The sequence below is a fragment of the Caballeronia hypogeia genome, from assembly GCF_001544875.2.
In the GTDB taxonomy this organism is placed as follows: Bacteria; Pseudomonadota; Gammaproteobacteria; order Burkholderiales; family Burkholderiaceae; genus Caballeronia; species Caballeronia hypogeia.
In genome coordinates this window covers 177,800-200,740 of the sequence record NZ_FCOA02000009.1, presented here as the reverse complement: position 1 = coordinate 200,740, position 22,941 = coordinate 177,800, and the positions used below count along the sequence as shown (strand labels likewise).

25 protein-coding genes are annotated in these 22,941 nt (G+C 65.5%); 8 read left to right on the top strand and 17 right to left on the bottom strand.

Translation table 11 applies throughout. The features are described 5' to 3' along the window. Positions 1-6 precede the first annotated feature (6 nt). Positions 7-1,791: a chloride channel protein gene (locus AWB79_RS16280; RefSeq protein ID WP_061168435.1), complete on the top strand. Its 1,785-nt coding sequence runs from the start codon at positions 7-9 to the stop codon at positions 1,789-1,791. Here AWB79_RS16280 and AWB79_RS16275 read toward each other — a convergent pair. Next, positions 1,778-3,016, bottom strand: coding sequence for a glycosyltransferase family 9 protein (locus AWB79_RS16275; RefSeq protein ID WP_061168434.1), 1,239 nt, complete (start codon positions 3,014-3,016; stop codon positions 1,778-1,780). The two genes, AWB79_RS16280 and AWB79_RS16275, sit on opposite strands and share 14 nt — an antisense overlap. 238 nt (positions 3,017-3,254) lie before the next feature. On the opposite strand from AWB79_RS16275, the gene AWB79_RS16265 reads away from it, so the two are divergent. The 4 genes from AWB79_RS16265 to AWB79_RS16250 all read left to right on the top strand — a co-directional run bounded on the left by AWB79_RS16265 (position 3,255) and on the right by AWB79_RS16250 (position 5,487). Next, on the top strand, positions 3,255-4,178 hold the full coding sequence (locus AWB79_RS16265) for an aldo/keto reductase (RefSeq protein ID WP_061168432.1): 924 nt from the start codon (positions 3,255-3,257) through the stop codon (positions 4,176-4,178). 10 nt (positions 4,179-4,188) lie between these two features. Then, on the top strand, positions 4,189-4,611 hold the full coding sequence (locus tag AWB79_RS16260; RefSeq protein WP_061168431.1) for a DUF1810 domain-containing protein: 423 nt from the start codon (positions 4,189-4,191) through the stop codon (positions 4,609-4,611). A gap of 55 nt (positions 4,612-4,666) precedes the next feature. Beyond that, positions 4,667-4,882, top strand: coding sequence for a hypervirulence associated TUDOR domain-containing protein (locus tag AWB79_RS16255; RefSeq protein ID WP_061168430.1), 216 nt, complete (start codon positions 4,667-4,669; stop codon positions 4,880-4,882). A 167-nt stretch (positions 4,883-5,049) separates the two neighbouring features. Then, entirely contained in the window at positions 5,050-5,487 is a 438-nt protein-coding gene (locus tag AWB79_RS16250) for a PRC-barrel domain containing protein (RefSeq protein ID WP_061168429.1), read from the top strand. Between the two features lie 58 nt (positions 5,488-5,545). Here the strand turns inward: AWB79_RS16250 and AWB79_RS16245 are convergent, their stop codons facing one another. Further along, positions 5,546-7,231 (bottom strand): methyl-accepting chemotaxis protein, encoded by a 1,686-nt coding sequence (locus AWB79_RS16245; protein ID WP_061168428.1) that lies wholly within the window; start codon positions 7,229-7,231, stop codon positions 5,546-5,548. Next, on the bottom strand, positions 7,228-7,455 hold the full coding sequence (locus tag AWB79_RS39535; RefSeq protein ID WP_157695793.1) for a hypothetical protein: 228 nt from the start codon (positions 7,453-7,455) through the stop codon (positions 7,228-7,230). The genes AWB79_RS16245 and AWB79_RS39535 overlap by 4 nt, the downstream gene beginning before the upstream one ends. Between AWB79_RS39535 and AWB79_RS16240 the strand changes: the two genes are divergently transcribed. After that, positions 7,454-8,710, top strand: a complete 1,257-nt coding sequence (locus AWB79_RS16240; RefSeq protein WP_061168489.1) for an aminotransferase class V-fold PLP-dependent enzyme — start codon at positions 7,454-7,456, stop codon at positions 8,708-8,710. The two genes, AWB79_RS39535 and AWB79_RS16240, sit on opposite strands and share 2 nt — an antisense overlap. On the opposite strand, the gene AWB79_RS16235 is transcribed toward AWB79_RS16240, so the two are convergent. Further along, positions 8,707-9,534, bottom strand: coding sequence for an NAD-dependent protein deacetylase (locus tag AWB79_RS16235; RefSeq protein ID WP_061168488.1), 828 nt, complete (start codon positions 9,532-9,534; stop codon positions 8,707-8,709). The two genes, AWB79_RS16240 and AWB79_RS16235, sit on opposite strands and share 4 nt — an antisense overlap. A 205-nt stretch (positions 9,535-9,739) precedes the next feature. Between AWB79_RS16235 and AWB79_RS16230 the strand changes: the two genes are divergently transcribed. Further along, on the top strand, positions 9,740-10,750 hold the full coding sequence (locus tag AWB79_RS16230; RefSeq protein ID WP_061168427.1) for a zinc-binding alcohol dehydrogenase family protein: 1,011 nt from the start codon (positions 9,740-9,742) through the stop codon (positions 10,748-10,750). A gap of 4 nt (positions 10,751-10,754) precedes the next feature. Here the strand turns inward: AWB79_RS16230 and AWB79_RS16225 are convergent, their stop codons facing one another. From AWB79_RS16225 to AWB79_RS16215, 3 genes are all read right to left on the bottom strand, one after another. Beyond that, the gene (locus tag AWB79_RS16225; RefSeq protein WP_061168426.1) at positions 10,755-11,153 is read right to left on the bottom strand and encodes a GFA family protein; all 399 of its coding nucleotides are present in this window, start codon (positions 11,151-11,153) and stop codon (positions 10,755-10,757) included. A gap of 116 nt (positions 11,154-11,269) precedes the next feature. After that, positions 11,270-11,794: a hypothetical protein gene (locus tag AWB79_RS16220; RefSeq protein WP_061168425.1), complete on the bottom strand. Its 525-nt coding sequence runs from the start codon at positions 11,792-11,794 to the stop codon at positions 11,270-11,272. 192 nt (positions 11,795-11,986) lie between these two features. Continuing rightward, positions 11,987-12,640 carry an OmpW/AlkL family protein gene (locus tag AWB79_RS16215; protein ID WP_198399039.1) on the bottom strand — a complete coding sequence of 218 codons (654 nt, stop codon included), beginning with the start codon at positions 12,638-12,640 and terminating at the stop codon, positions 11,987-11,989. A 202-nt stretch (positions 12,641-12,842) separates the two neighbouring features. Between AWB79_RS16215 and AWB79_RS16210 the strand changes: the two genes are divergently transcribed. Then, entirely contained in the window at positions 12,843-13,136 is a 294-nt protein-coding gene (locus AWB79_RS16210; RefSeq protein WP_061168424.1) for a hypothetical protein, read from the top strand. 28 nt (positions 13,137-13,164) lie between these two features. On the opposite strand, the gene AWB79_RS16205 is transcribed toward AWB79_RS16210, so the two are convergent. The 10 genes from AWB79_RS16205 to norR all read right to left on the bottom strand — a co-directional run bounded on the left by AWB79_RS16205 (position 13,165) and on the right by norR (position 22,910). Beyond that, positions 13,165-13,689 (bottom strand): hypothetical protein, encoded by a 525-nt coding sequence (locus AWB79_RS16205; RefSeq protein ID WP_061168423.1) that lies wholly within the window; start codon positions 13,687-13,689, stop codon positions 13,165-13,167. A gap of 164 nt (positions 13,690-13,853) precedes the next feature. Then, on the bottom strand, positions 13,854-14,564 hold the full coding sequence (locus AWB79_RS16200) for an extensin-like domain-containing protein (RefSeq protein ID WP_082862383.1): 711 nt from the start codon (positions 14,562-14,564) through the stop codon (positions 13,854-13,856). Beyond that, a complete protein-coding gene (locus tag AWB79_RS16195; RefSeq protein WP_061168422.1) occupies positions 14,561-15,613 on the bottom strand; it encodes an NAD(P)/FAD-dependent oxidoreductase in 1,053 nt (350 codons plus the stop codon). The genes AWB79_RS16200 and AWB79_RS16195 overlap by 4 nt, the downstream gene beginning before the upstream one ends. A 145-nt stretch (positions 15,614-15,758) precedes the next feature. Next, positions 15,759-16,565, bottom strand: coding sequence for a c-type cytochrome (locus AWB79_RS16190; RefSeq protein WP_061168421.1), 807 nt, complete (start codon positions 16,563-16,565; stop codon positions 15,759-15,761). After that, on the bottom strand, positions 16,562-18,187 hold the full coding sequence (locus AWB79_RS16185) for a cbb3-type cytochrome c oxidase subunit I (protein ID WP_061168420.1): 1,626 nt from the start codon (positions 18,185-18,187) through the stop codon (positions 16,562-16,564). Before AWB79_RS16185 ends, AWB79_RS16190 begins: the two co-directional genes overlap by 4 nt. Next, positions 18,177-18,743, bottom strand: a complete 567-nt coding sequence (locus tag AWB79_RS16180; protein ID WP_061168419.1) for a cupredoxin domain-containing protein — start codon at positions 18,741-18,743, stop codon at positions 18,177-18,179. Before AWB79_RS16180 ends, AWB79_RS16185 begins: the two co-directional genes overlap by 11 nt. 24 nt (positions 18,744-18,767) lie before the next feature. After that, positions 18,768-18,932, bottom strand: a complete 165-nt coding sequence (locus tag AWB79_RS39110) for a hypothetical protein (RefSeq protein ID WP_096031549.1) — start codon at positions 18,930-18,932, stop codon at positions 18,768-18,770. A gap of 26 nt (positions 18,933-18,958) precedes the next feature. Beyond that, the gene (locus AWB79_RS16175) at positions 18,959-20,221 is read right to left on the bottom strand and encodes a c-type cytochrome (protein ID WP_061168418.1); all 1,263 of its coding nucleotides are present in this window, start codon (positions 20,219-20,221) and stop codon (positions 18,959-18,961) included. 13 nt (positions 20,222-20,234) lie between these two features. Further along, positions 20,235-20,972 (bottom strand): c-type cytochrome, encoded by a 738-nt coding sequence (locus AWB79_RS16170; RefSeq protein ID WP_082862382.1) that lies wholly within the window; start codon positions 20,970-20,972, stop codon positions 20,235-20,237. Between the two features lie 339 nt (positions 20,973-21,311). Beyond that, a complete protein-coding gene (norR, locus tag AWB79_RS16165; RefSeq protein ID WP_061168417.1) occupies positions 21,312-22,910 on the bottom strand; it encodes a nitric oxide reductase transcriptional regulator NorR in 1,599 nt (532 codons plus the stop codon). Positions 22,911-22,941: the final 31 nt, after the last annotated feature.

Below are 22,941 nucleotides of genomic sequence, written 5' to 3'. Positions count from 1 at the left end.
ACTCACATGGACCATCACAAACGCGACTTTTCGGTCAATGACCGGCTGCTGAAGATCTGCGGACTCGCCGCGATCATCGGCGCAATCGCCACGCTCGCGGCCGTCGTGCTCCTGGCGCTCATTCATCTGTTCACGAACATCTTCTTTTTCGGCACGTTCTCCATCGAGGATCATTCGCCGGCGTTGAACACGCTCGGGGCCTGGGTCATCGCGATCCCGGTGATCGGCGGACTGATCGTCGGGATGATGGCGCGCTTCGGCTCGGACAAGATTCGCGGCCACGGCATTCCGGAGGCCATCGAGGCGATTCTCTTCGGCAAGAGCCGCATGTCGCCGAAAGTGGCGATCCTGAAGCCGCTGTCCTCGGGCATCGTGATCGGCTCGGGCGGCCCGTTCGGCGCGGAAGGCCCGATCATCATGACCGGCGGCGCGCTCGGCTCGCTGATCGCGCAGTGCATCGACGTGACCGCGGCCGAGCGCAAGACGCTGCTCGTCGCGGGCGCGGCGGCGGGCATGACCGCCGTGTTCGGCACGCCGGTCGCGGCGGTGCTGCTCGCGGTGGAGCTGCTGCTGTTCGAATGGCGTCCGCGCAGCTTCCTGCCGGTGGCGCTCGCGTGCGCGGTCGCGGGCTTCGCGCGCGCGTCGGTGTTCGGCACGGAGGCGCTGTTTCCGCTCCAGACGGAGGCGCCGCACATGATTTCGCTGCTGTCGTGCCTCGTGGCCGGGCTGCTGTCGGGCGCGCTGGCGTCGGGGTTGTCGGCGGCGCTGTACAAGCTCGAAGACCTGTTCCACAAGCTGCCGGTGCACTGGATGTGGTGGCCCGCGATCGGCGCGGTGTTCGTCGGCATCGGCGGGTATATCGAGCCGCGCGCGCTCGGCGTCGGCTATGACGTGATCGGCGACCTGCTGCATCAGCACATCGCGGTTCAGGTGGCGCTGTCGATTCTCGCCGTGAAGGCGATCATCTGGGTCGTGGCGCTCGCCTCAGGCACCTCGGGCGGCGTGCTCGCCCCGCTGCTCATGCTCGGCGCCGGACTCGGCACCGCGCTCGGCGCGATCCTGCCGGGCCACGACGCCGCGCTCTGGCCGCTCGTGTGCATGGCCGCGACGCTCGGCGCGACGCTCGGCGCACCGCTCACGGCGATCGTCTTCGCGTTCGGTCTGACGCATGACGCCAACGCGCTGCTGCCGCTGCTCACCGCGACGCTCGTCGCGCACGGTTTCGCGACCGTCGTGATGAAGCGCTCGATCATGACGGAGAAGATCGCGCGGCGCGGCTATCACATCTATCGCGAGTACGGCGTGGACCCGCTGGAGCGCCATCATGTCGATGAAGTCATGACGCGCGACGTGCTGACCATCGACGCCACGACGCCGCTCTCCGATGTCCTCGCGCGCCACTTCGGCCCGCAGCAGGTGCATCGTGCGTATCCGGTGGTGCGCGACGGCATGCTCGTCGGCATGCTGGACCGCGCTTCGCTCGGCAGTCTGATCGGGGCCTCGTCGATGCAGGAGGCGGGCGTGAGCATCGGCGATGCCCTGCGCAAGCTCTCCGACGCCGCGCCGGCGTTCGCGCTGCCGGGCGAGCCGTGCCGCCTCGCCGCGACGCGTCTCGCGGTCCGCGAACTGGAGCGTCTGCCGGTGGTGGCGGACAAGGACACGCTCCGACTCGTCGGCATCGTTTCGCGCAGCGATCTGGTCAAGCCGGCGCGCGCGCATTTCGATGAAGAACATCAGCGCGAACGCTTCAGGGGATTCCGGCGCACGACGCCGGTGCTCAAGAAGCACTGAGGGAGGACAGGTCGGCGGCGAGATCGGCGAGCGGCGGCGCCCATTCGCCCAGTTCGCTCTGCCGATAGAGCCGCATCGACGGATACCATGGCGTGCAGCGCTGGCAGTCGAGCCAGCGCGGGTCGCACGCCTGCGGCAGAAGCACCCACGCCGGGCGATTCAGCGCGCCCGCGAGATGCGCCGCGCCCGTATCGATGGTGACGAGCAGATCGAGCGCTTCGAGCACGCGCGCGGTGTCGCCGAAATCGGCGAGATGCGGCGCGAGATCGGTCACTTCGTATTGATTCAGGAGCGACCGTTCTTCATCGCTCAGCGCGCCCACTTGGAGGGAATGGAAGCGGCATTTGCCGTTGCTCAAGATGGGCTGAAGCGCGTTTAGCGGCATCGAACGATACGGCGCGTGGCGCACGCCGCTCGCGCTTCTCCAGATCAGACCGACCTTCAGCCCCGCCGGCGCCTCGTGCAGCAGCGCGCGGGCCGCATCGGACAAGACCTTGCCCGGATCGATGGCGATTCGCGCCGAAGCATCCTGGAACGGAAAGTCCGGTGAACGCTGATAGCGCGCGTACAGGCTGAAGCCAAAGGTCGCGCGATCGCTGCGCGCGGCTTCGAGGTCGCGCCGCTCCTCCGTCGGCAGAAACAGCGACACTCGCTCGCACTGTCGAAAGACGCCTTCCCATCCCGGCACGTGCTCGAGTACGACCTCGCGCGCGCCTTCCCGCAAAAGCGCCTCGACATAGCGCGAAAACATCACGAAATCGCCGAAACCGCCTTCGCCGAGAATGAGAATGCGCTTGCCCGAAACCGGCTCGTCCATGTCCAGAAGCTTGTCCGGCAAGAGACTGCGCCACAGCGGATGATCACCGAGAATCAGATGCCGGAAGGCTTCGGCATAGGCGCGGCCGCGGATCGTCCGGTAGCCCTCGTGCGCCTCCGAATATTTGCCGAGGATGGCTCGCACGCCGCACAACTCGTCGGTCAGCGAATAACGATTCGCCAGAGACAGGGAGGCATCCGCAAGCCCGAGCATGAGGAATCGTTCGGCTTCGCTGTACAGGGCGAGATAGCTCAGGTCGACGCCGAGCTGGCCGGGATGGCATCCGGGATTCTCCGACGCGGCGAGTTGCGCGCCGAGGGCGCGCGCCTGCGCGGCGCGTCCGGCGCGGCGGAGGGCGCGGATGAGATCGAGCGGAGCGGCGTGCGAGGTTTGGCTTGAAATGGACATGACGGGTGTTGCCGGGGAGATTCGCTGACCAGGTGACCAAGTCCCGGATGCTAGCTCGCCTGGGAACCGGAGAAGCAAAAAAGCGTACCTTCAAGGTAGGCGGGCCAGTTTTGAAACGGCAACGAACTTTGCGCGATTCCGCGCATCCGAAAGCGAAAGAATCGAACCGACGGCCACTCGAAGGAGTTCACGAGATGACGCATGAAACGCTGAATCGCGCAGCCCGGGTGCGCCATCCATGACCACCCGCCGCGACTTCCTCCGCGTCAGCGCAGCCGCCGCCCTCGCCGCGCAGGCCGATCGCGTCGCGCACGCCGCGCAGGCTTCCCCGCCAACACCGCCGATGCACGCGCGCCCCATCCCCTCGACGAACGAACCGCTGCCAGTGATCGGCTGCGGCACCTGGCGCACCTTCGACGCAGGCGACGACGCCAGCCGCCGCCGCGAACTGGCCGAGGTCCTGCGCGCGCTCTTCGTCGCGGGCGGCTCGGTGATCGATTCATCGCCGATGTACGGTTCGTCGGAAGCCGTCGCGGGCGCCTTGCTCGCCGAATCGAAGACGCGCGACAAGGCGTTCATCGCCACCAAGGTCTGGACCGACGGACGCGATGCCGGCATCGCGCAGATGGAGCAGTCGATGCGCCTGTGGCAGACCGATCGCATCGACCTGATGCAGATTCACAACCTGCTCGACTGGCGTACGCACCTCGCCACGTTGCGCGAGTGGAAAGCCGCGAAACGGGTGCGCTATATCGGCGTCACGCATTACACGTCGGGCGCGTTTCCCCAGGTGGAAGCCGTGCTGCGCGCCGAGCGCGTCGACTTCGTGCAGATCAATTACGCCGCCAACGACCGCGACGCCGAAACACGCCTCCTGCCGCTCGCGGCCGAACGCGGCGTCGCGGTGATCGTCAATCAGCCGTTCGGCGGCGGCTCGCTGCTCGCGAGCCTGAAAAACCGGCCACTGCCCGCGTTCGCCGCAGAACTCGGCTGTGCCTCGTGGGCACAACTCCTGCTGAAATTCGTGCTGGGCAACCCCGCCGTGACCTGCGTGATTCCCGGCACCGGACGCCGCGAGTACATGATCGACAACGTGCACGCCGGCAACGGCGACTATCCCGACGCGGCGATGAGAAAGCGCATCTCCGACGCCGTCGCCTGAGGAGCGAATCATGAGCGATCCTTTCGACCTGCAGCGTTTCGTCGACGCGCAGGAGAACATCATCGACGACGTGCGCGCCGAGCTTGCCGCCGGCCACAAACGCACGCACTGGATGTGGTTCGTGTTCCCGCAGATCGCCGGACTCGGGCACAGCGCGATGGCGCAGCATTACGCGATCTCCTCGCGCGAGGAAGCGCGCGCCTATCTCGCGCACCCGGTGCTGGGCGCGCGGCTCGTCGAACTGACGCGGGTCGTCAACGGCGTGCAGGGCCGTGGCGTCGAGCAGATTTTCGGCTATCCGGACGACATGAAATTTCATTCGTCGATGACCCTGTTCGCGCACACTGCCGACGATCCGGATGTCTTCTACGAAGCACTGCGCCGCTACTTCCACGGCCAGTCCGACGACGCAACGCTCGAGCGTCTGCTGTGACGGGCACGCCCGTTGCGCCGCTCGCAGGCCAATCGTCCTCTGGGAGCGCAACGCCATGAGCAAGTCCCTCAAGCTCCACGATCACGTCCGCTGGAACACGCCGCAGGGCGAGACGACCGGCCACATCGTGCGCGTCATCACCGCGCGCATGAAGCTCGATGGTCATCGGGTGAATGCGTCGCGCGACGATCCGCATTTCGAGGTCGAAAGCGACAAGAGCGGCAAGCGCGCCGTGCACAAGGGCGATGCGCTGACACGCCTGCCGCACTGAACATCACGCCGCAAAAACGTCGACCGTTCGCACTAATGCGGTGCGGCCATGCCTCCTTACACCGTTTCTGCAAAAACCACGAGAACCGTTCAAACTTCCTCCGCGCAGAAAGCTTGAAACGCGCATTCCATTGAACCGGTTTGCCAATCCTTTGAGGGATCGAAACAATGAAATCCAGACTCGTGGCACTGCTCGTTGCATCGTCGGCACTCGGCCTGACTTCCACGGCATCGTTCGCGCAAGTGGCGGGCGCGCAGCCCCTCGGTGTCTCCGTTGAGGTGTCGACGGCCATCATCGACGGCTGGAGCGTCAAGAAATCCATCCTCAACAAGTCCGTCGTGAACGAGCAGGGACAGAAGGTCGGCGTGATCCATGACATCATCGTCGCGCCGGACAAGTCGGTCTCGTTCGCGATCATCGCGGCGAACCAGTTCCTCGGCGTGTCGCATCACGATGTCGCGATTCCGATCGAGCAACTCGATGCGAAGGACGGCAAGTTCGTGCTCGCGGGCGCGACCAAGCAGGCTATCAAGGCGCTCCCCGAGTTCCAGTACAACAAGGTGAAGTCGACGCCGGTGGCGCGCGCCGACTTCGAGCATCACTGATCCGTCTGCATGACCGGGGGCGGCTTCGCGCCGCCTCGCTTCGCGTGACGCGCGAACGTCAGAAGGTGCTCCAGCCGTCTGAGCTCCCGGGTTTGGCGAGCGCCGCTTGCGCAACACGCGGCGCGGGCCTCGCCTGCGGTTTGCGCACCGCCTGGGCGGCGGCCGGCGTGAACGCCGGAACCGCGCCTTCCACCTTGAAGAACGCCACTGCCTCATTGAGCCTGCGCCCCTGGTCCTCCAGCGAGGCCGCAGCCGCCGCCGCTTCCTCCACGAGCGCCGCGTTCTGCTGCGTGACTTCGTCCATCTGCGTGATTGCCTGATTCACCTGCTCGATGCCGCGCCCCTGCTCCGCCGACGCCGCCGCGATGTCCTGCATGATGTCCGTCACGCGCGCGACCGCCTGCGTGACTTCGGCCATCGTCGTGCCGGCTTCGTCCGCGAGCATCGAGCCGTCGCGCACCTTGGTCGTGGAATCCGCGATCAGCTCCTTGATCTCTTTCGCCGCCGTCGACGAACGCTGCGCGAGACTGCGCACTTCGCTCGCGACGACCGCGAAGCCGCGGCCTTGCTCGCCTGCGCGCGCCGCTTCCACGGCCGCGTTCAACGCGAGGATATTGGTCTGAAACGCGATGCCCTCGATGATCCCGGTGATCTCCGCGATCTTGCCCGAGCTGTCGCTGATGCCGTTCATCGTATCCACCACGCGGCCAACGACATCGCTGCCCTTTCTCGCGATCTCCGACGCGTTCGACGCCAGCGTGCTCGCCTGCTGCGCGTTCTCGGCGTTCTGACGCACCGTCGACGTGAGCTCCTCCATGCTCGCCGCCGTCTCCTGAAGCGACGCGGCCTGTTCCTCGGTGCGCTGGCTCAGATCGGTATTGCCGGTCGCGAGCTCCCTGGCCGCGCCGCCCACCGCTCCGCTGCTCTCGCGCACGCGGCCGACGGTTTCGGTGAGGCGCGCGTTCATGGCCGCGAGCGCGCGCAGCAGGTCGCCGGTTTCGTCCTTCGTCCGGGCTTCGATGCGGCTCGTCAGATCGCCGCGCGCCACCGTCTGCGCGATGCCGACCGCTTCGCTGATCGGCGTCGTGATGGAGCGCGTGACGGTCACGCCCGCGCCGATCGCGAACAGCGCCGCCACCGTGCACAGGGCGATCAGCACGTCGCGCTGCGTCTGATAGCTGGCCGCGTCGGCGCGCACGATTTCCTCGCGACGCGTGGCCGTGTAGGTCGCGTAGTCGTCTGTTGCCTGGACCAGGCGCGCGAGCAGCGGACGGCACCGGTCGTCGAGCTTGGCGACGGCTTCCTCGTGCCGGCCCGCGAGCGCCGTCTCGACGATATCGGTCGCGACCGGCCCGTACAGCGCTTCCACGCGCGCCATCTCGGCGACCAGGCTCCTGGCCTTCTCGCTCGTGTCGGTCGCGACGGCGATCATCTCCTGAAGCTGCTTGAGGCGCGTCTGCACGTCCTGATGTGCGCGCGTTACTTCGGCTTTTTCTATTTCCAGGTCGGCGGGTTTCGTGACCAGTACCAGATTGCGCGCCGCGATGGCGCGCCGGTCGACGGCGGTGCGAATCTGGTTCGCCACATCGGCGCGCGCGTTGATGCCGTTCACGTAATGCGCGAAACCGTCCGTCGCGGCGGACAACGCACGCAGCGACATGCCGGCCACGAGCACGACCAGCACAGCGAGAATGCCGAATCCAGCGATCAACCGGTTCTTGATCGTGATATTTTTCAGGTTCATGTTTTAAGTACTCTCAGAGTCCGTCGTGGGACATTCGGCGCCATCGTTGCCGTCGGTGGGATGCAGCGCTCTTCCTGCTGATTACGGCGAGCCGATCCGGGCTCTGAAGAGCAAGAGAGGCGAATCGTCTGGATTTTGTTCAGTTCATCGGTAATCCCGTACGATGTGATTTCACCGATATTCAGCACGCTTTCGCGTCCTTTCAACGAACTTCCATCGCTCATGCCCGATCTCCTCGATTACCGCACGCCTGAGTTCGAAGCCGCGCTGGCGGCGCTTCCGGCCGCGCCCGCCACCGGCATCGCCACCGACGAGCACTACTGGAACGCGGTGCGCGGCCTGTATTGCCAGTCGGACGCGCTGATCAACCTGGAGAATGGCTTCTGGGGTGCGATGACCGAGCCGGTCAAGGCGATGTTCCATTACTGGACCGAGCGCGTGAACCGCGAGACAACGCTGCTGATCCGCCCGCATCTGATGCCGCTGTATCACGGCCTGCGCGAACGCGTCGCGGCGGCGATGGGTTGCGCGGTGGAGGAAATCGAACTGACGCGCAACGCGACAGAGGCGCTGCTCGCGCTCATCAGCGGCTACAACCGTCTGTCACCGGGCGATGTCGTGCTGTACAGCGACCTCGACTATCCGTGCGGCAAGGACGCGATGGAATGGCTGCGCGAGCGGCGCGGGGTAACGCCCGTGCGCATTTCGATACCCGAGCCCGCGACGCGCGAAGCGGTTCTCGAAACCTATGCGAAGGCGCTGCGCGATCATCCGCGCACGCGGCTCGTGCTGCTTTCGCATGTGTGCTTCGCGACCGGCCTCGTGCCGCCCGTCGCGGAGTTGTCGGCGCTGGCGAAGGATGCCGGCGCGGACGTGATCGTCGATGCCGCGCACTCCTGGGGTCAGCTCGACTTCGACGTGCCCGACCTGAATGCGCCCTTCGCCGCGCTGAATCTGCACAAGTGGATCGGCGCGCCGCTCGGCTGCGGCGCGATTTATATCCGTCGGGGTCACGTCGAATCGATCGACCCGTATCTCGGCGACCGCACCTGGCCCGCCGGCGACATTCGCGCGCGCGTGCATACGGGCTCGCCGAACTTCGCCGCGTGGTTCACGCTGCCTGCCGCGCTGGACGTGCACCGGCGTATCGGCGCGCAGGCGAAGGAAGCGCGTTTGCGGGCCCTGCGCGACGCGTGGGCGGAACCGGCGCGCGCGCTGCCTGGCGTGCAGATCACGACGCCCAGCGATCCGTCGATGACCGCTGGGATCACCGCGTTCCGCATCGAAGGGCACGCGACGAAAGAAGGATGCGAGGCGATCGCAGCCGCGCTGCGCGACCGCTTCGGCGTGTTCACGGTCATGCGCCCGGGCCCCGATGCGGGCGCAGTCGTGCGCGTGACGCCCGCGCTGTTTTCGCGCATGTCGGACGCACAGCGTTTGCTCGAAGGGATCGAAACGCTGGCGCGCGAGGCCCGCTAAACCCCGGCCCGCGCGTCGAGGCGCTCGATCAGCCGCTCGAGCGCCTCCGAGCACGGCGCCTCGATTTTCAGCGCGAGCAGCGCATCCGCGCGCGTCTTGCCGATGTTGATCGCGGCGATCGGCTTGCCGCTCTTCGCGGCCCACTCGCAGAAGCGATAGCCGGAGTACACCATCAGCGAGGAACCGACGACCAGCATCGCGTCGGCGGCGTCGAGCGAGCGCGCGGCGTCGTCGACCAGCGCGCGCGGCACGCTCTCGCCGAAGAACACCACATCGGGTTTGAGCACGCCGCCGCAGCGGCTGCAGCCGGGCACGTCGAACGAAGCGAAGTCGAGGTCCTCGATCAGCGCGTCGCCATCCGGCACCGCCGGCGCCGTGTAGCCGACGAAATCCGGATTCGCCGCCTCCAGCATGCGCTGCACCGCCGCGCGCGTATGCCGCTCGCCGCATTCCATGCAGATCACGCGGCCGATATTGCCGTGCAGCTCGATCACATCGGGATTGCCCGCGCGCGTATGCAAGCCGTCGACATTCTGCGTGACCAGCCGATGCACCCGCGAGCGCGCCGCCAGCGCCCGCACCGCATGATGCGCGGCGTTCGGCTGCGCCTTTTCGACCACCGGCCAGCCGATCAGGCTGCGCGCCCAGTAGCGGCGGCGCGCGTAGTCCGAGCCGATAAAATCCTTGAGCAGAATGGGGGCGCGGCCGGTGCGCTGGCCTTCCCGGTCGCGATAGCACGGAATGCCCGATTCGGTGCTGATGCCGGCGCCCGAAAGCACGAACAAGCGTGGATGCCGTTCGACGAAGTCATGAAGCTGCTGCACGTTGAGTCCTTGGAGACGCGTGAAGGCGCGTGGGGTGCGCGTTCCGTCGTGCAAATATAAGGCGAAACGCGCCCCGTCGCTGACGCCGGACAATCGCCCTTTCTGGCCTTACCACTTTTACAATATTGAAATTGGCTTGACCAAATCGGCGGTCATCGATAGATTGTCGGACGCGCCCCATTCCAACGACATCCACGAGACAAGCATGCTGACCGTCATCTGCGAAACCCCCGGAACCCTGAAAGCCGAACAGCGCGAGAAGCCGCAGCGCGGCGACAACGAAGTGCTGCTGCGCGTGAAGCGCGTCGGCGTGTGCGGCACCGACCTGCACATCTTCACCGGGAACCAGCCGTATCTTTCCTATCCGCGCGTGATGGGCCACGAGCTCTCCGGCGTGATCGAGGAAGCCGATCCGGCCAGCGGCCTGAAGGCCGGCGACACGGTCTACGTGATGCCGTATCTGTCGTGCGGCAAGTGCATAGCGTGCCGTCAGGGCAGGACCAATTGCTGCGTGAACATCCAGGTGCTCGGCGTGCATCGCGACGGCGCGTTCACCGAATATCTGAATCTGCCCGCGCAGTTCGTCCACAAGGCCGAAGGCGTCACGCTCGATCAGGCGGCGATGGTCGAATTCCTCGCGATCGGCGCGCATGCGGTGCGTCGCGCCGACGTGAAGCCGGGTCAACGCGTGCTGGTCGTCGGCACGGGTCCGATCGGCATGGCGGCGATCACCTTCGCGCGGCTGCGTGGCGCGAATGTCACCGCCCTCGACACGCGCGAAGACCGCCTCGCCTTCTGCAGGCGCGAACTGAAAGCGGACGCGGCCGTGAAGATCGGCGAGCACGACAAGGACGAACTGTCGAAGCTCACGAACGGCGAATTCTTCGATGTGGTGTTCGACGCGACCGGCAATTCGAAGGCGATGGAGCGCGGCTTCGAGTTCATCGCGCATGGCGGCAAGTATGTGCTGGTGTCGATCGTGCCGGATCGCATTTCCTTCGCCGATCCCGAGTTCCACAAGCGCGAGGCGACGCTGCTCGCGAGCCGCAACGCCACGCCCGAGGACTTCGAAACCGTGCTCGCCGCGATGCGCGCGGGCGAAGTGCCGACCGATGCCCTCAACACGCATCGCCTGACGCTCTCCGACGTGCCGGAGCGCTTCTCCTCCCTGCTGGATCCGAAGGCGGGCGTCGTGAAGGCGATCGTCGAGTGCTGAGGGATCAGGGCGCGCCGCGCGCGAAACGGCGGCGCCCCTGCGCGTCGTGCCAAGGCTCGGCGCTCTTGCACCAGATTTCGTACTGCGGCGGATAAAGGCCGGTTTCGTCGAAAAGGCCGGTCGGCACTTCGATTTCATCCACGCCGTCGAACGCAAGGAACACGGGCGAGCCGCACGCCGGACAGTGGTGCCGCTTGCCCGTCGCCGAACTGGCCCATGCGACGGTGTCGCCCGACACCTCCACCGCGTCGCGCGGGAAAATCGCATAAACGCCGAAAGGCGCGCCGTGAATGCGCCGGCACGTCATGCAGTGGCACAGGTTCACTTCCTTCGGCTCGCCCGAAACGCGCACGCGCACCGAGCCGCATGCGCATCGTCCTTCATGAATCGGCTGAGCGTTCATGCGCCGCCTCGCGCGAAATAATTTCGTACTTCGAATGTGTCTTCCGCCGGCGTGTTCGCGCGCACGATTGCGCGAAAGCAAAGCGCGCCCGGAACAACGGGCGCACGTCCGATGAATCAGCGCACGAAGTAGCCGCGGCCCTGCATGCAGTCGCTGTAGGCGCGCCAGTAGCGCACCATCGGCGGCTCGGGCGGAGGCAGCGGCGGCATTTTCATGTCGCCGCCATAGATCGCGTCCGATGCGCCCGAGGCGATTGCCACGCCCGAGGCCGGCATCGCGCCGGATGCGCCTTGCGGCTCGGAAGCGCCGGCGACCACGGCCGCCGATGCACCCGATGCCGGCGCCGCAGCCGACGCCGCGAGAGCGCCCGACGCACCGGATGCGCCCGGCGGCAGCGGCGGCTCGACCGGACGCGGCGGATTGAGCGAGCGCGTTTCGTGGGTCGCTTCGCGCGGAGGCGCCTGCGACTCGCGCGCCATGTTCACTTTCGTCGTCTGATTGGCGAAGGCGTAGCAAGCGGCGGTATCGATGGATTGCTGCCACGGGCTCTGGCTGCGTCCGGGCACGGCGAGAGGCTGTTGCGCGAACGCGGCGCCGCAGGCCGCGAGCAAGGCGATTCCCGCGTAAGTGGAAGGTCTCATTGGCTTGCAGTTCCCCGATGCGGTGTTATTAGTCGTTGCAGATCGCCCGCCGCCCGCCAACGTTCGGGCAGCGCCGATCTGCGCCGGGCCTGCTGTCAAGGATACCGCGACCGCGCAACCATCCACGCCAGAAGCACCGGCATCATCCGCCAATTTTCAGGCCAGGTGCGCGGGAACGGGCATCATCGCGTGTCAGAACTTCATGCCGACGCCGAGGCCAAGCACCCACGGATCGATCTTCAGCGAGCCGAGATCCGCGCCGCCGGCGGATGCGCTGGTGCGCATCCAGATCTTTTTCAGGTCGGCGTTGACGAAGAGATTCTTCGTGATCTGCACGTCGACGCCCGCCTGCAGCGCCGGGCCGAAGCTGCTGTGCCTGATCGATACCGGCGTGTCGCCCGCTTTCAGCTTGTCGTTGTAGAAGTAGGTGTAGTTGAGGCCCGCGCCGACATACGGACGCACCCGGCCCGCGTGATTGAAGTGATATTGCAGCAGCACGGTCGGCGGCAGCACGCCCATGCCGCCGAGCCCGCCGATGTTCGATGTCACCTGATGCCGCGACGTCGCGAGGATGAGTTCCACGCCGATCTGATCGCGGATCATGTAGGTGAAGTCGAGTTCCGGCACGATCGCGTTGTTCACGCCGACGCCGAGCGTGCCGAGCGTGCCGCCCGCCGTCACGTCCGGCTGAATGCTGATTGCCCGCAGACGCACGAGAATGTCGCCTGCATGGATGCCGCCCACCGAATCGCCGGGCGATGCATCGCCTGCCGCTTGCGCCGCTTGCGCCGCGCCCCCGAACATCGCCGCGCACGCCACCACCACAGCCCCGATACCCTTTTTCATTGCCGTTTTTTCCCCGTTTAAAGCAGGGATTTTCCCGGTTGATTTCGCCTGAGCGGTTGATGGCCATCAACGCGTTCGCGCGCACGCACGGGCGGCATCGACAAGGCTTGCGGTGCGACAAGGGCGTGCGCACAGGCCGCATGCATGCAGGCCCACGCTTTGCTGAATCAAGGGAAAGTGCAGAACAAACGGGAGGCAGCAGATGAGAGCCACATTCAAAGCACTCGGGCGCACGGCGGGGATTCTGCTCGGCGGCACGCTCGCCGTTGTGGCAAGCGCGCAGCAGGCGCCGCAAACGCCGAACAAACTGGACTACGACAGCACGCCCGCGTATCAGGAACGCAATGTCACGCCGCCCGCAGCCGCGGCAGCCAACGCCAGCGACGCGCTGAAGACGCGGCCGGGCAAGAAATCTTCGGGCAAAGGCGCCGCACCCGATCGGCCGAACGGACTCGGTTTCGATGCGGGCGCGAGCGGCATGGGCAAAAAGGAATAAAGCGCGACGGCGTGTCCGTCCTTTTCGTTCACGCGTCGTCGGACTTGTCGGGCCACGGCCACGTCGAGTAGCGCGAAGGGGTGTCGGTGGCGGGCTCGTCCTTATGTTTTTGCGGCGTCGGGGACGGCTTCGCTTCATGAGCCGGGGCCGCGCTCTTCGCAAGTTGCGGCAGATCCTCGCCGAACCACGGCACCTCACGGCGCCGCTCTTCCACGTAAGCATTCCAGCCCTTCGCGTTGTCCGCGAAGAGATCATGCCTGACCGTATTCGCGAGCATCGGGCGATTCAGTGTCTCGTCGAGCAGCGCCTTCGGCCAGACGAAAAACGCACCCGAAGCGCGGCGGATGAAATCGCGCGGCGTCATCCTTTCATCGATGAAGGCGAGCCACGAGAATCCCGCAAGCGCGTCGTTGCCCTTCACCGCATCGCCGATGCTCGCGTATTCGTCGGCGCATTGGCTCAGGCAGAACACCGTCTCCAGTACGTCGCCCAAATGCAGCAGCAACGCACGTCGTTCCCAGGGATCTTGCTTGGCGGTCTCTTGTTTCGTCATTCGCTGTTCCGATATGTCGAGGGTGGGCTTGGCGGCGCGGATACTGCGCGCGCGCCGCGTTCATGACAATTTTAACGAACCCGCCGCGACACGTCGGTGCGCTCGCGAGCCGAATCGATTCGAAAAGCGCGCGGGCCGCGATTCCACGCCTCGGCACGCATGATTCAGCGGCAGACGCGGTAGGGTCCCATATCGACGTGAAAGTGCGCCTTGTGCAGCGCGTTGTAGTCGGGTCCGAGCGTCGTGTCGAACGACGCGCATGCGCCCTCGTGCACGCGGCGCAGAAAGACGCCATCGGGCGATGTCGCGTCGTCCCAGCGCGCCAGTGTGATGCGTCGTCCGTTGTCGAGCACGAAACCCGTGAGATCGATCGCGTTGGCGCTCGCGTGCTGACTCAGCGCCGTGTCCTGCTGATGATTCACGTTGCGGCACGCGTAACTGCCCACGTGCTCGATGCGCGCGACACCTTCTCCGTAAGTCTCGAGTGCGGCGCGTTGAAGGTACTGATGCTCGAAATAGGCGATGCCGAGCGCGAGCGGACAGGTCGCGATAAACGGCGCACTAAAGCGCACGTCTTCGACCTGCGTGACGCGCACCACGTTCTTCAGTTCGCAGCCGCCCCGCCCCGTCGAGTCGGCCATGTCGCAATAGACGAGACCGGAATGCACAAGCGCGGCATCGCAAAGTTGCGGGTCTCGCATCGTGCGCCAGAGCTTGAAACGCGTGAGCGGACCTTGCGGCGCGCGCACGTCGAGCGGCGCGAACGGATCGTAGCGCTGGGGCAACACGACGCGTTTCGAATACACGGCATAGACGAACATCGCCGCGCCGGCGAGCAACGCGAGAAACATCCACGCGACGACGCGCGCGATCACGCGCCGTCGGCTGTGTGCGCGGCGCTCACGCGTTCAGCGAGTTTCGCGTCGTAGCTCGAATGGACGTGCACGCGTTTCTTGTCGGGATAGGCGTAGGCATACGCGCGCCGCAACGCGAGCGATGCTTCATGAAAGCCCGACAGAATGAGCTTTTGCTTGTTTGGATAGTTGGCGATATCGCCGACCGCGAAGATGCCCGGCCGCGACGATTCATAGTTCGACGTGTCGACTTCGATGCGTCCGCCGCGCACGTCGAGATTCCAGGTCGCGATGGGACCGAGTTCGGAGACGAGTCCGTAGAGCGCGACGACCTTGTCGGCGGCGATATCGGTCGCGCCTTCGACCTGCTTGATGCGCACGCCGCGCAGCGCACCCTCGGGCGCATCGAGCGATTCGATCATGCCGACGACGAATGCCATCTCGCCTGCTTCCACCGCGCGCTTCATCGCCGCGACGGAATTCGCGGCCGCGGAGAACCCCTGACGCCGATGCACGAGCGTGAGCTTCCTCGCGATGTCCTTGAGCGCGAGCGCCCAGTCGAGCGCGGAGTCGCCGCCGCCCGCGACGATGACCTCCTTGTCCGCGAAATCCGCCACACGCGACACGCTGTAATGCACGTCCTTGTCTTCGAGCGCGGCGGCCTCCGGCAATTGCAGGCGCTGCGGCACGAAGGCGCCGTTGCCGGCGGCGATCATGATGGCGGCGCAATCGAAGGTCATGCCGTTTTCAGTGGTCACCGTCCAGCGATGATCGTCGCGCTGCGTGACGGACTGCACGCGTTGATCGAGATGGATCGGCACGTCGAAGGGACGGATCTGCTCGAGCAGTCGATCGACGAGTTCGCGCGCCGTGCAGGACGGAATCGCCGGGATGTCGTAGATGGGCTTGTCGGGATAGAGTTCGATGCACTGCCCGCCGATGCGGCCGAGCGTATCGACGATCTGGCACGTGAGGCCGATCACGCCGGCTTCGAAGGCGGCGAATAACCCTACGGGGCCTGCGCCTATGATCAGGACGTCGGTTTTTATTGCTTCGCTTCTGGGTTCCATTTCGCTGGCTTTCCTTGGTCTGCTGGAGATTCCAGCATTCTTCGGGCCACGATACAGAAAGCGTATCCGTGCGGCAATGAAGCCCCTGATGGGCTAGCGGCGATTCCGATCCTGCGCCTGACTCTCCGGCAAGCCGTCGAACGGATCACGGCTTCCCGTTCAACTCCCTCGCGTAATACATCGCCGCCGCGTCGATTTCCTCGGGCGTCATGTTGCGCGCGACGTTGCGCATGACGCCGTCGATGTCATTGGTGCGCGTGCCATTGGCGAACGCGATCAGCTGCGATTTCGTATAAGCCGCAGGCAGACCATCGAGCCACGGACTCCCCGCCTTCGTATCGATTCCGCCATGACACGCCGCACATGGCGCGATGTTCCTCATCGGCGCGCCATGGGCCACGACCGGCGGCGCGAGCGCATCGCTCACCTTTCGTTGCGCGGGCGGCCGCGGCAGACTCGCGTAATACGCGGCAAGATCGCGCATGTCCTGATCGCTCAGATTCGCCGCCATCGGCGACATCACCGCGTTGGTGCGCACGCCCTGCTGGAAATCGACCAGTTGCTTGTAGATCACCGACGCGAACTGCCCGGCGAGATTCGGCGAATTGGCCTCGCTCATGCCGCGCTCGCCGTGGCACATCGTGCAGCGCAAGGCGAGCGTCGCGCCACGCCCGATCGAATTTGCGCTCACGTTCGCAAGCAATTGCGGCGTCATCTCGACGCTCGTCAGCTTCGTCTTCGACTCGACGATCGTGCCCTCCGAATACCAGCTGCGCGGCAAGCCCGCCGCGCTGCAGATGGCGTTCCAGACGCCGGTGAACTGCGCATCGCGATGCACGGAAGGCAGCCACACGAAACCGATCAGCGCCGACACCACCGCGATGCCGATGGTCCCCAACACGCTGACCGTGAACCAGCGATTGCGGAATGTGAAGAGACGTTCGTCGCTCATCGCTGTGCTCCGATCGGCACTGCGGGCACCGCTGTGTCGGATCGCGCGAGCAGTTGCGCGATCGGATAGCCGTAGTTGACGAGCGTGAGCCCGATCATCAGCGCGAGCCACAGCGCGAAGCTGTTCAACGCCACCGGGATGCGGTGCGGCTCATGCAGCGCGCGGCTGAAGCGGAACTCCTCGGGCTTCACCTGCGGCGCGCGATGCCCCTTGATCAGCACGATGAAAAACAGCACCGCCGATGCCACCAGGATCAGCGCGCCCACCACCGAAATGATCACGTAAGACGCCTGCGCGGCGATCGCCGGATCGCTGTAATCGTAGAAGGCCATGCGCCTCGGCATGCCGAGAATGCCGACGAAGTGCCACGGAAACGTCAGCACGATCATGCCGATGAACCACAGCCACAATTGCCAGCGCATCAGCTTCACGCTCTGCAGCGCGCGGCCCGTCAGATGCGGCCACAGGTCATACGCGATCACGAAATACATGATGACGATCGCGCCGCCGAAAATCAGATGAAAGTGCCCCGTTATCCATTGCGTGTTGTGCACGGTCGAGTCGAGCTGATAGCTCATGTTGATGAGACCGCCCGCGCCGCCGAAGCCCAGCATCACGAAGGAAAACGCCACGGCGAGCATCATCGGGTTATCCCACGGCAATGCCTTGAGCCAGCCGAGCGGCCCCTTGCCGCCGCGCAGGCGCGCAGCGATCTCGACCGACGCCGTAATCGTGAACACCGTCAGCAAGGTCGGCACCGCGACGAGCGCGGTGAACACCGAGTGCATGAACTTGAAGCCCGAGCCGACTTGCGGATCGGCGAACAGATGGTGAATGCCGATCGGCATCGACACCACCAGGAACAGGATGAAGGAGATGCGCGCCATGCCGTCGCTGTACAAACGGCCGCCGATCGCGCGCGGAATGATCGTGTAGTACGCGATATATGCCGGCATCAGCCAGAAGTAGACGATCGCGTGCAGCGTCCACGAGAAGAACACGCGCGCGAGACCCGCATCGATGGTCGTCTTCCAGCCGATCGCCACGGGCAGGATCATGAACAGCACTTCGATGGCCGCGCCCACCGCCGTCCAGCCCCACAGATACGCGCCCGCCACCGTCGCGAACATCGCGAGCGGCACCGGCTTGCCGGGGTTCTCGCGCTTCCACGAAGCCAGGTTCACCGACATCAGCGCGACCCACACCCACGAGCCCACCACCACGAGCACGACGCCCACGTAGAAGAACACGTTGCCGATCATCGGCGGATAGAACGTGTAGAGCACCGATGCGAGGCCCATCGCGATCGGCACCGTCGCGGTCACCGCGCCGATGGCCACGAGCCAGAAGCCGAGCCACGCCCAGCGCGGACCGACGAGCGGCTTTTTCAGCGCGAGCTCGCTGACCGCGTAGCCGAAGCCCATCGCGATGAGCGTCGGGAACGCGTAGCCCATCACGACGCCGTGCTGCGTCACCGATCGATAGTAAAGCTCCGCATTCTGCAGCCACGGATGCAATGGACTGCGCACGTACATCTGCCACGCGCCCAGCAGCAGGGCGACGCCGAACAGGATGAACGCCAGCCAGAAATGCGCGAGCACGAGGCGCTTGCTATTGAACACAGGAGACTCTCCGCGAATTGGCCGGCTGCTTGTCAGCCATCTGCATGAACTCGGCGCGATCCACCACCTTCACGTGCGCCCACATGTTCTGGTGCCCGGTGCCGCAGTATTCGTGACACGGCATCAGATGTTCGCCGGGCTGGCTGAAAGTCGTCTTGAAGGTCGAGACGTAGCCCGGCTCGAGCATCGAATTGATGTTGGTGTCGGTGATCAGAAAGCCGTGAACGACATCGGAACTCGTCGCGCGGAAGGTGACCGGCACGCCCGCCGGCACGACGATGCACTGCGGCGTGAACGAATACTGCTGCGCGACGATCCGCACCGTCACCGAGCCGTCCGCCTCGGGCGCGCTGCCCAGATTGCTCTCGATGAATTCGCCCGACACGCTGAGTGTCTCGGGGCGCACGGTCTCGACCCGCGAGGGCGGCATCATCGCCCAGTGCAGGCCGGTGTAGACCACCATCGCGACGAGCACCACGATGATCGCGAGAACGAGGATCGCCCAGCGCCGTTCTACCCGTTCGGCGACTTCGTGCGAGTCTGGATTGATGGCCATATGAAATTGAAATGCCCTAGTGAATCACTGGATCACGCCGCGTGGCAGGAACACGGCGAAGTAAAAGATGAACCACATGGCGATCACGATCGCGGTCGAGATGCCCGCGAGCGCGACCGCACCCGACGGGCCGCGCCTCACGATCTCGTCGAGCTTCGCGTCGTCCTTCGCGTCTTGGTCTTCGTTCATGGTGTCGTCGAATGCTCAGTCGATACTCAGTAAAGCGGTGCCGAACGCAGGTCGTTCACTTCCTTCACCGAAACTGGCGTGCCGCGATTGCCCCACGCGGTGCGGATATATGTGACCACCGCCGCCACCTCCACATCCGACAGCGACTGCGCGAACGGCGGCATGCCATACGGCTTCGGGTTCTTGAACGTGCCCGGCGGATAGCCGCCGTTCAGCACCATGCGGATCGGATTGACGGCGGAACTCATCACGATCGACTGATTGTTCGCGAGCGGCGGGAAATCGGGCGGCTTGCCCTGGCCCTGCGCCGCGTGACATTCGGCGCATTGGGCGTCGTAGATTTTCTTGCCGAGGGGCGAGAGATTCGTCTTCTGTTCGACGACCGCCTGGCTCGGCGGCTCGGCCTTGTCGCCGGAGCGCGCGGGCAAGGCCTTGAGATACACTGCCATCGCGCGCACGTCGTCTTCGGTCAGATATTGCAGGCTGTCGTAGACAACTTCGGCCATCGGTCCGTATACCGCGCCGCGATTGCTGACGCCCGCATGCAGCAAACCGACGATGTCGTCCATGCCCCAGTCGCCCAGCCCCGCTTCCTTGTTCGACGTGAGCGAAGGCGCATACCAGTTCTGAATCGGGATCAGGCCGCCTTCGAATGCCTTGGACGTGACGTTGCCGCCGAGCGCGTTGATCGCCGTATGGCACATCGAGCAATGTCCCAGACCTTCGACGAGATACGCACCGCGATTCCATTCGACGGACTGCTTCGGATCGGGCTGATACTCGCCCTCCCTGAAGAACAGCGAACGCCAGCCGAGCAGCAGTTGCCGCTTGTTGAACGGAAAGCGCAGTTCATGCGGACGGTTCGGCTGATGCACGGGCGGCGTGGACATCAGAAACGCATAGATGGCGTCGGAGTCGGCGCGCGTGACCTTTGTATAGGACGCAAAGGGCATCGCCGGATAGAGCAGCGAGCCGTCGCGCGACTTGCCGGTATGCATCATTGTGTAGAACTCGTCGGCGGTCCAGGCGCCCAGGCCCGTCTCCTTGTCCGACGAGATGTTCGGCGTGTACAGCGTGCCGAAGGGCGTGTCCATCGGGCGGCCGCCGCCAAAGGTCTTGCCCGCCGGCAGCGTGTGGCACGCGATGCAATCGCCCGCGCGCGCCAGATATTCGCCGCGCTTGATGGTGGCGGCGTCGGCGCCTTGCGCGAGCGCCTGCTGCATCGGTGCGGCGCACGCCGCGAAGGTGACCGCGACGGCGAGCGCTCTGAGATATCGGAAACGGAGCACGTCGGTCCCTCGGTTAGTTGTGAACGCTGCCGCACGCGAGCGGCATCTTGAACGAGCCGGCGGCCACCGGCACCGGATTGGCCGGCGCGGGCAGCGACGCGAGATACGCGGCGATCGCGGTGATATCGCGCTCGGAAAGCAGCTTCGCGACTTGCCCCATGCAATCCGGCGCAACGGTGCTGCGCGTGCCGTAGCGCCACGCGCCGAGCTGGGCGCTGAGGTAATCGGCGTGCAGGCCGAGCAGGCCGGGAATCGCCGGCTCCATGCCGGTCATCGAGGTGCCGTGGCAGCTCACGCAGGCGGGTATGTTGCGCGCGGCGTCGCCTTTTGTGACGAGCGTCTTGCCGAGATCGAGCGTCTTCGCATCGACGGTGACCGGCGCGGGCGGCGGAAACGGCGGACGTTCGCCCGCGAAATAATCGGCCATCTGCTTCAGATACGCGTCCGGCAGATACGCGAGCAGGTAGTTCATCGGCGGATACTTGCGCCGGCCATCGCGGAAGGCGAGCAGCTGGTTGTACAGGTAGCCGGCGGGCTTGCCGGACAGGCGCGGGAAGTAGTCGTTGTCGGTGCCCTCGCCGTGCGCGCCGTGACAGGCCGCACAGCCCATCACGCGGGCCTTCATCGTGTCGGGCGCGCGTTCGAGCGGCGCGCCCGCAACGGCGGCGTCCTTCGGGGCGTCCGCGGCGGACGCGCCGAAGCTGAAAAACGCGAAGAGCGCGGACAAGACGTAAGCACTGCGCTTTGCCACGTTTCGCACGTAACCCCCGTTGTCGATTTGCCGTGTTCGATTTGCCGGACGCGTTGAGCGTTTCGTCCGACGCGGTTCTTCAAGGCGCTGCGATGTTCTTGGTGCCGATGGGTTGCGCTTGGCTTTTCTGATCTTAGAAGAGACCGCCCGTTTTTCCCAGCTTTGAGATTGTCTCAATGCGTCACATCGATGCGTATGACACATCCGGCTGTTTTTTGCGTTTGAACAATAAAACGCATTTTTTTGAGATACGCAACCACAAGACCTCAATCGTGTGAGGCTTGCGGATGGCGGATTAGATAAAGCCGGCGCGTTATTTCGGGATATGCAGTGGGTCGCTCATTTGAGGCCGAGACGTTTCGCGAGCCGGTTGAGATTGGCGCGATCCAGGCCGAGTTCGCGCGCGGCCGACGCCCAGTTCTGGTCGTGACGCGCGAGCGCTTCGAGAATCAGCGTGCGCTCGTAGGCCGTGACCGCCTCGCGGAAGTCGGCCCCGGGCGCGGGCGCGGCGAGCACGGGCGCGGAAGCGCTGTCCGGGGCGACGGCGCCGTCGCCGGTGAGGGTGAGATCCGCGGCCGTCAGCGTGAGGATGCGCGGCCGCTCGCGATGGGCGGCGAGCGCCTTCAACGCGCTGCGCCCGATCAGATGCTCCAGTTCGCGCACGTTGCCAGGCCAGCGATAGGCCAGCAGCGCGGCCTGTGCATCGGCGGAAAGGCGCAGGCTCAGGAGTCCGAGCCGCGAGCGGTTCTCCTCGAGAAAGAAGCCTGCGAGCAGCAACACGTCCCGCCCGCGCTCGCGCAGCGGCGGCACGACCAGCGGATACACCGACAGCCGATGATAAAAGTCCGCGCGGAACCGCCCCTCACGCACCTCTTCCGCGAGATCGCGATTGGTCGCGGCGATGAGCCGCACATCGACCTTGTGTTCATTGTCCGAGCCGATGCGCTGCAACTGCCCGTTCTGCAGCACCCGCAACAGTTTCGCCTGCACGGGCAGCGGCAGCTCGCCCACTTCGTCGAGGAACAGCGTGCCGCCGTCGGCGAGCTCGAACTTGCCGCGCCGGTCGGACGAAGCGCCCGAGAACGCGCCGCGCACATGCCCGAAAAGCTCGCTCTCGACGAGCGTATCGGGCAGCGCCGCGCAGTTCAGGCTGATGAGCGGCTTGTCCGCGCGCGGCGACAGGGCGTGAATCTCGCTGGCGACGAGCTCCTTGCCGACGCCCGTCTCGCCGGTGACGAGCACGGTCAGATCGCTCGACGCGACGATCGCGATCTCCTCCTGCAAGCGGTTATGCGGCGCGCTGCTGCCAATCATCTCGCGCCGTCGCGGCCCGCTCGCCTGACGATAGACTTCGGCCCGCTGCCGCTCGGCCTCGCTGGTCCTGGCGAGCGTATCGATGCGCTCGGCCACGCTCACGGTCGCCGCCGCGAGGCTGAGGAAAGCCTGCAGCGAGGCCATGTCGATGCCGTCGAAGCACGCGGGATCGAGTGAGTCGAGTGTCAGGAGTCCCCATGCGCGCCCGTTGATGATGAGCGGGCAGCCGAGGCAGTCGTGCACTTCGAGATGGCCGCTCACGCCTTTCACTAGCCCGTCGTAGGGATCGGGCAGATCGGAGCTGGCGGCGAAGCGCGTCGGCGCCTCGCGGGCGAGGATGCGCGCGAACCGCGGATGCTCGCTCACGCGAAAGCGCCGGCCGAGCGTGTCGCCCGACAGACCGTCGATGGCGAGCGGCACCAGCGTGTCGCCGTCGAGCCGAAGGAGCGCGGTCGCGTCGCCGGGAAAGAGCGCGCGCAACGTGTGCAACAGGCGCCGGTAACGCTCGGCCTCCGGCATCTGGTTCGAGAGATCCTCGATCAGTGGCACCAGCGCGTCCAGCAACACACGCGAGGTCATTGCGACTACATCGGCAGTCTTTTTGACTAGAGTCGAATCGACCATGTCGAAACACAAGCAATTGATTTATCGATGA

Excerpts from the sequence above, each read along its gene's own strand:
- AWB79_RS16280 (WP_061168435.1), top strand. The coding sequence starts at position 7 with ATGGACCATCACAAACGCGACTTTTCGGTCAATGACCGGCTGCTGAAG.
- AWB79_RS16275 (WP_061168434.1), bottom strand. The coding sequence starts at position 3,016 with ATGTCCATTTCAAGCCAAACCTCGCACGCCGCTCCGCTCGATCTCATC.
- AWB79_RS16265 (WP_061168432.1), top strand. The coding sequence starts at position 3,255 with ATGACCACCCGCCGCGACTTCCTCCGCGTCAGCGCAGCCGCCGCCCTC.
- AWB79_RS16260 (WP_061168431.1), top strand. The coding sequence starts at position 4,189 with ATGAGCGATCCTTTCGACCTGCAGCGTTTCGTCGACGCGCAGGAGAAC.
- AWB79_RS16255 (WP_061168430.1), top strand. The coding sequence starts at position 4,667 with ATGAGCAAGTCCCTCAAGCTCCACGATCACGTCCGCTGGAACACGCCG.
- AWB79_RS16250 (WP_061168429.1), top strand. The coding sequence starts at position 5,050 with ATGAAATCCAGACTCGTGGCACTGCTCGTTGCATCGTCGGCACTCGGC.
- AWB79_RS16245 (WP_061168428.1), bottom strand. The coding sequence starts at position 7,231 with ATGAACCTGAAAAATATCACGATCAAGAACCGGTTGATCGCTGGATTC.
- AWB79_RS16240 (WP_061168489.1), top strand. The coding sequence starts at position 7,454 with ATGCCCGATCTCCTCGATTACCGCACGCCTGAGTTCGAAGCCGCGCTG.
- AWB79_RS39535 (WP_157695793.1), bottom strand. The coding sequence starts at position 7,455 with ATGAGCGATGGAAGTTCGTTGAAAGGACGCGAAAGCGTGCTGAATATC.
- AWB79_RS16230 (WP_061168427.1), top strand. The coding sequence starts at position 9,740 with ATGCTGACCGTCATCTGCGAAACCCCCGGAACCCTGAAAGCCGAACAG.
- AWB79_RS16225 (WP_061168426.1), bottom strand. The coding sequence starts at position 11,153 with ATGAACGCTCAGCCGATTCATGAAGGACGATGCGCATGCGGCTCGGTG.
- AWB79_RS16220 (WP_061168425.1), bottom strand. The coding sequence starts at position 11,794 with ATGAGACCTTCCACTTACGCGGGAATCGCCTTGCTCGCGGCCTGCGGC.
- AWB79_RS16215 (WP_198399039.1), bottom strand. The coding sequence starts at position 12,640 with ATGAAAAAGGGTATCGGGGCTGTGGTGGTGGCGTGCGCGGCGATGTTC.
- AWB79_RS16210 (WP_061168424.1), top strand. The coding sequence starts at position 12,843 with ATGAGAGCCACATTCAAAGCACTCGGGCGCACGGCGGGGATTCTGCTC.
- AWB79_RS16205 (WP_061168423.1), bottom strand. The coding sequence starts at position 13,689 with ATGACGAAACAAGAGACCGCCAAGCAAGATCCCTGGGAACGACGTGCG.
- AWB79_RS16195 (WP_061168422.1), bottom strand. The coding sequence starts at position 15,613 with ATGGAACCCAGAAGCGAAGCAATAAAAACCGACGTCCTGATCATAGGC.
- AWB79_RS16190 (WP_061168421.1), bottom strand. The coding sequence starts at position 16,565 with ATGAGCGACGAACGTCTCTTCACATTCCGCAATCGCTGGTTCACGGTC.
- AWB79_RS16180 (WP_061168419.1), bottom strand. The coding sequence starts at position 18,743 with ATGGCCATCAATCCAGACTCGCACGAAGTCGCCGAACGGGTAGAACGG.
- AWB79_RS39110 (WP_096031549.1), bottom strand. The coding sequence starts at position 18,932 with ATGAACGAAGACCAAGACGCGAAGGACGACGCGAAGCTCGACGAGATC.
- norR (WP_061168417.1), bottom strand. The coding sequence starts at position 22,910 with ATGGTCGATTCGACTCTAGTCAAAAAGACTGCCGATGTAGTCGCAATG.